This is a genomic window from uncultured Microscilla sp. (genome assembly GCF_947493425.1).
Lineage (GTDB): Bacteria > Bacteroidota > Bacteroidia > Cytophagales > Microscillaceae > Microscilla.
In genome coordinates this window covers 1-5298 of the sequence record NZ_CANLRP010000296.1, presented here as the reverse complement: position 1 = coordinate 5298, position 5298 = coordinate 1, and the positions used below count along the sequence as shown (strand labels likewise).

The window sequence follows — 5298 nt, the reverse complement described above, 5'->3', positions numbered from 1 at the left end:
GGCATTGATATAAAATATTGTTAAGCTACAAATATAATAATTTTATATGAAAAGAATTTGGTTCCCAAACCACTAGTATATTAAAGCATTTGGAAGAAATCGAATCTTTTCTTGATGAGAATCCAGTGATTGAGTTTGTAGATGATATAAATATATCTAACCAAAACCGACTTCAAAGCTCATACCGTGCTAATTTAAGACCAATACGAAACCATCTACTAGATGAGCATGGGTATTATTTACGGAATGCTTTTAAAGTTAAATTCACATTTTATAGCATAGTAATTAGTATAACTTTATTTTTTTTTAACCTTTCTTATTGGCCTCTTGCCTCGTCAATTATCTTAGTAATTATTGGCTATCTAGTGGGAGATATTGTAAACGGGCAATATGAAAAAAAAGGACGTATGATTCAAGTATTTGATTTTCGCAAAGCTGATTTACTCGCTAGACGCCCTCCCTTTAATATTCGTGATTGGTTTTTAGGACGGCGTGATTGACACCAGCCCTTTTAAAATTGGCTTGGGCTTTTTTATTTGATTATAAACTGAAAAAGAGGAAGTTATGAGTTGAGCCCTGTACTAATTCAGCATTTTGGAACCGCTTTACAAAGGCGTGTTAGGAGAATTTTAGTTAATTAACTTATCTATAAATGAGAATAGTAGAGTTTATTTTTTATAAGTATTATCGTTGGAATCAAATGATTAAAAATGAAGACCAGGAAAGTTTAATTAACCATGCGGCCGGATTCATGCTACTGACATTATTTTTTTATTTGGTCAGGCTTTTTCTTTTTTTCCTGTCATTTGTTTCTACGAAGGCTGAGTTTGGCATGGGAGCAGCAGTATTTTTATTAATTACCTTTGTTTTAGTTCATTCGTGGCTATTTTCTTTCTTTAATAAGAAGGGGAGAAGCCAGAAGATCATTCAAAGCTTCAAAGGACAAAAAAATAGAGATTTAGAGGTGATTTTTTGGCTTTACAATATTGGTTTATTTTTAGCATTGGTTACGATTTAATTAACTCTATAATGACTTTTGGAGATATTTTTTACATCACTTTTTCCGCTTTTATGCTGCTTGTTTTATTTGCTAAATTATTAGATAACAGATTCTTAGAGACTAAAAAGAAAAAAAAGTTTACGCTGGTTTTAAACAATTGTCGTGTAGTATTTATCAACTTTTACCTCATTTTTTATTTGCTTATTTTGGGTACTGTAGTTTGTTTACCTGTTTTAACATCTTCTACTTCTTTAGCTTATAGAGTCATTGCGTTACTTTTGCTTCTAATTTGGACAATTACGTGTGTGAGTATTCGTATTGAAAGAAAATCGAGATTGGATAAAATGCCTTAATTGGGTTGTATGTTTTATGCATCTTCATTAGGAATATATCAATTGATGAAAGAGTCCAAAACTGTGCTTAAGTTGTTTTACACCAAAATTAAATTTATATTTATTTGATATGTGTAAAAATATACCCAAATTTACTCGCAATTTAAATTATTTAAACCAACCAAAATAAGCCCCATGAGTGAGTCTTTGCCCGAAAATGCTTACAGTGAGCAACTCCCAGCTCAAGCAACGCCCGAAAAAAAATGGATATATCATTTGACCCAATTAATGAGTCTCTACAAAGACTCGTTCAAAGTATTTGGCAAAAACCAACGACGCTACGAAACCCACGCCCACCAATATTGCCAGCATTTGATAGAAAGCAAACAATTTATCAATCAAATCAGTTTTGATAATTTTGTCGCAAAATTGGGAATTACAGGTCCTCGCCTGTCTTACACCAAAAAGTTCTTGAAATTTTGTCTCAAGCAAAATATCCAGCAAGTGGTGCCCGACCCCATCAAGCGCAAAGTAGCTGCCCACCAGATTATTCTCCACTACATAAGCGAAGCAGGCGTATCGTCTGGTAGTGAAGACACTTACATTGCAGCACTCAACCTGTTTTTTGAGTTTCTCGACGAGCGTGGGTTCATGTTTAACTATGCAGCCACCCGCGCCTATCTGGAGCATTGCCAGTACAAAGACCTGGCAGCACACACCAAAGCACTCTACCTCACTTGTATCAAAAACGTAGCAGCACACCTGCAAGACCACAGCCACGAATACCACATAAGCGATGATGATTACAAAGACCTGGGGCGCATTCAGCGGATCAAACGCGCCAAGTTGAGCACCCAACGCTATTATAAAGACCCGCTCAACGAGCAAGAAAGAGAGTTACTGTTAAGTTCTGAAGTAAGCCCCTCTCCTACCTACCAGGCAATGTGGTCGTTGATGGCTTTTTGTGGGTTGCGCATCAAAGAAGTGTTAAGCCTTAAGGTAGGTGATTTAGACTTTGGTAATGACGTGTTGTGGGTGTTGGGCAAAGGACGTAGTACCAAAGAACCTTGCCGTTTTTTTAAGCGCGCCCAAGCCTGTGTAAACGAGTATTTAGAGGGTAAAACTCTTACTATCAATGACTTATTGTTTGAAATGAGCTACGCCAAAGCAGAAAAAGAGTTCAGGGATTCGCTGGAACGCATGGGGTTGTCCAAGGCTGTTCAACAAGCCCAACGCCGCAAAGTAACCTTGCACTCACTGCGCCACACCTGCGCCCAACTCATGTATGCGCGGGGCAATAACATAGAAACCATCCAAAAACAATTGCGTCATCGTGCCATCGCCTCTACTATGGTGTACTCAGAGAAGGTATTGATGGAGCAGGCATTAGCGGAGATTGTGGAGTAAAAGGTGCATGGACGCTGAGCTTATTCAGAGTATTTGTTGGTCAGCATTAGATCAGTGGATTAACCTACATAAATGTATGTATACTTTCAGCTTTTGTCATTTTTCATTTTTTTCCAGGATTTCTTTTGGCATTTATTTACATTGACAGTTTTGTTTGGTTATATCTGCATGGCTGTAGTCTGCTATTAATATAAACTCACAATTTTTACTAGCCTTTGATTTTTCTTGTATTCTCTGTTTGCCTTCGCTGTATAACGAGTCATTAAGTTTAAGTTTATCGTTTGATTTATGGACATTAAATATCCCACCACCAATGTGGTACAATACACAAGAACCATTTTCAAAACCAGCATATACAACATACCCTCCTCTACCCGAATAAGAAACACTTATGTAAGAATCTGGTAAACTTTGACTGTCATAGCGACCATAAACAAAATAGTCTGTAAGTCTATCATTATAAATTTTGGTGATTACTTTCCCATTTCCAAAGCATAAATATTGAAACTCATAGCCTGTCAAACTACAATTAGTGCACCCTATAACCAAAACCAAAAAAACACTTAATCTTTTAATCATAATGTGGAAATCTTTGTTGGTGACTGTAGCCCGGCATAATGCCATACTATCTTCCTTTTCTATTAAAAATAGAGGTTAATGCTGTTTTTTGCACCATTATTTATCACACTTAAACGTCTATCGTTCTACCCAGCTTTTAATTTTGTTGAGCCCAGCAGAGTAAAACCCTAGCTTCGGTTCTCAAATCGTGTTTCCACGAGATGGCCAAAACCTTGAAAAGCACTGTTCCTAGGCTCTGCGGCGGAGATAAGATTTTATATGTATTGGATACACTTTTAAAGGATGCTCAAGCCAATGACACCAATCAAAAACTATCCGCATAGCCTCCCCTTTTTCATAAGAAACAAAAAACCCTGCACTAAATTAGTACAGGGTTCTGTGCTTTAATAGACGACTATCCCAAATCATCTGTCTTGCAAAAGTACAGACAATCATATACTTTCGCAACTCATAAACTCCTCTTTTTCAATTCATAAGAAATAAAAAAAGCCCAAACCATTTGTACATGATTTGGGCTTTGGTTTTTAAATTAAAGTTGAGTTGAGCCCAACTAGCGAGACTTTATACTTTCAATACGAATATTCACATATGCAAGTGTCCAAATAAAAAGCAGAAGTAAAGTTATGACCCTGTAAATTAAGGAAATCGGAGCCTCTAAAACAGGCATACAAATTACAACTCCTAAAATAATCAAACAAAAAATCAAATATACGTTAATAAATACAACACGACGATTGCGTAGCTTTACTGTAAACTTCCTTTCCTTCTTAAGCTCTAAGAATTTGTTATTAAATAACCTAATAACTAAAACAATAAGTACAAAAACAGAATAAGTTATGTAAAAAATATCTCCAAAAGTCATCGCGCTTATTTTTTAGTTTCGTCTCTGATAAAAACTCTTGTAGACGGTTTTTGTAATAACATCTGTCTACCACTGTGATCGTAATACTTCTTAAACTGATTAGCCAAGAAGCTACCAGTACCTAAAGCACCAACAGTACCAAGTACCCAAGGATTAGTTGGCGGCACCTTTTTAGCCAACTCTAACACACCATAAAGAAAACTTGCAGCTCCAAGATAGCCTATTGCTTCATCTGGTAAGGATATTGGTGCAGAGAATGGATTCCAACTAGGATTTTTTGCTATCTCAGATGAGAGGGACTTAAAATAACCGTAAAGGTTTTTATTTGAGTTAAATACATTTTCTGGTGAAGTTTGAGTAAAGACAGGGGGTTCTATTTTCTCCAAAAACCTAGCTGTTCTACCTGATCCAACAGTTTTTCTCCAAGTCTTTTTTCCTCGCATTTCCCAAGCTTGATTGGCAATAAGTTTACCCTGCTTAACACTTGCGTTGATCTTGACTGTATAAGTTTCCGTGGAGCCTTTTTTTAAGGTTTGGTTGGAGCCTAGTCTTGGGCCATAAGTAACTTTTTTTACTTCTTGCGTCCAAATTAGAGTACGTGAACCATCTTTTTCAAGTTGATATATGTAATTCTGTGTGTAAGTGGTCTTTGTTTTACCTTCTAGCCCTGGGTCAGAACTAAATTTTAGCCTCTCATGTCTGTCTTTTCTGCGATTCTCCCAATTTAAATCACTCATATCATTCGCGGCTTTTTCCCAATCTACATTACCATTTGAAGGTGCGTCACCCATAGGCGCTAAACCCAATGGGTCATTGAAATAAAGAGGGTTATTGTAAGCATATTGATAGGGATTTATACTAGCAAAAGCATCTACTAAAGGATCAATTTGATGAAATCTCCCTAATTGTGGGTCATAGCTTCTAAATGTAGTTGTATAAAAGTTCAAATTAAAGTCCATTTCTTTCTCTATGCCTCCATTATATTGATACCTATGCTCAGGCCTCCCCTGCTTCTCAATTCCTCGCAGGTTCATTCCAAACGGATAATAATGATTCTCCTGTACAATTAGTTGGGGCGTATGCTCCACCACCATATCATCAAAGAATACTTCCTGGTC

The 5298-nt window shown here is 36.6% G+C and carries 5 protein-coding genes; 3 read left to right on the top strand and 2 right to left on the bottom strand.

Going from position 1 to position 5298, the window contains the following annotated elements:
• Positions 1-89 precede the first annotated feature (89 nt).
• The 3 genes from Q0954_RS32665 to Q0954_RS32655 all read left to right on the top strand — a co-directional run bounded on the left by Q0954_RS32665 (position 90) and on the right by Q0954_RS32655 (position 2739).
• The gene (locus Q0954_RS32665; RefSeq protein ID WP_299465815.1) at positions 90-500 is read left to right on the top strand and encodes a hypothetical protein; all 411 of its coding nucleotides are present in this window, start codon (positions 90-92) and stop codon (positions 498-500) included.
• Between the two features lie 152 nt (positions 501-652).
• On the top strand, positions 653-1018 hold the full coding sequence (locus tag Q0954_RS32660; RefSeq protein ID WP_299465813.1) for a hypothetical protein: 366 nt from the start codon (positions 653-655) through the stop codon (positions 1016-1018).
• A 509-nt stretch (positions 1019-1527) separates the two neighbouring features.
• Positions 1528-2739 carry a site-specific integrase gene (locus Q0954_RS32655; protein ID WP_299465810.1) on the top strand — a complete coding sequence of 404 codons (1212 nt, stop codon included), beginning with the start codon at positions 1528-1530 and terminating at the stop codon, positions 2737-2739.
• A 132-nt stretch (positions 2740-2871) separates the two neighbouring features.
• Here Q0954_RS32655 and Q0954_RS32650 read toward each other — a convergent pair whose 3' ends face one another.
• Positions 2872-3318, bottom strand: a complete 447-nt coding sequence (locus Q0954_RS32650; RefSeq protein ID WP_299465807.1) for a hypothetical protein — start codon at positions 3316-3318, stop codon at positions 2872-2874.
• 867 nt (positions 3319-4185) lie between these two features.
• Positions 4186-5298 (bottom strand): RHS repeat-associated core domain-containing protein (locus tag Q0954_RS32645; protein WP_299465801.1); only part of this gene is annotated, 1113 nt, incomplete at its 5' end.